Origin of the sequence: Aeromonas lacus, assembly GCF_000764665.1 — a bacterium.
GTDB classification, from domain to species: domain Bacteria; phylum Pseudomonadota; class Gammaproteobacteria; order Enterobacterales; family Aeromonadaceae; genus Aeromonas; species Aeromonas lacus.
The window spans coordinates 1-764 of record NZ_JRGM01000110.1; the positions used below are offsets into that span (position 1 = coordinate 1).

Annotated in this window: 1 protein-coding gene; it reads left to right on the forward strand. The window is 43.5% G+C overall.

All coding sequences use genetic code 11. From position 1 onward, the window contains the following. Positions 1–721: hypothetical protein (locus tag LG31_RS21245; RefSeq protein ID WP_033113931.1), on the forward strand; the 721-nt coding region annotated here is incomplete at its 5' end. Between the last annotated feature and the right edge of the window lie 43 nt (positions 722–764).

The following is a 764-nucleotide window of genomic DNA, read 5'->3' on the forward strand; positions in this document are numbered from 1 at the left end:
CAAGAAGTTCATAGAGTTACAAGAGCAGAAGAAGCGTGCACAAGAAGAATACGACAAAGCCGAATTGGATAAGTTCTGGGAACAGCAAACGTCAAAAAACACAATAGGCAATATGATTGCCAATATGAAAGGATCCGGCGAATCTCCATTCCCAGGTACTAGTAACAAAGAAGTACAACAAGCCAAAGATAATACAAATGCCCAAGTGAAGTTGGTTGTTGGCGGTAGTGAAGCAATCCTTGCAAATGCTGCCAAGAACAATAAGAAAGCATTCGAGATGAAGAAGAAGATGGATATCGCTACCGCCATTATGTCTACGTATAACGGCGCTACTGCTGCACTTGCATGGGGTTGGCCAATGGGGCCTATTTTTGCTGCTTTGACTGTCGCAATGGGTATGATGAACGTTGCACAGATTAGAAGTCAGCAATGGACTGGTCAAGCGCACGATGGTATCGACTACGTGCCAAATGAAGGTACTTGGAACTTGCAAAAGGGCGAACGTGTACTTGGCCCAGCATTGAACCAAGATATGACACAGTTCTTGAAAGCAAACAAAGACAATAACTTCAACGGTAGAGGATCAGTTACTAACCACTATTCCACTACTGTACAAGGTAACGTACTAACAAACAGTGATTACGAGACTGCATTGATAGAACGTAATGCACCGTATATGTACGCTTTGAATGAGCAATATCGTCAAGACCGTGGGCTTTAAATACAGAGGGGTACGTATTGTACCCCGTTACAGAGGGACACTT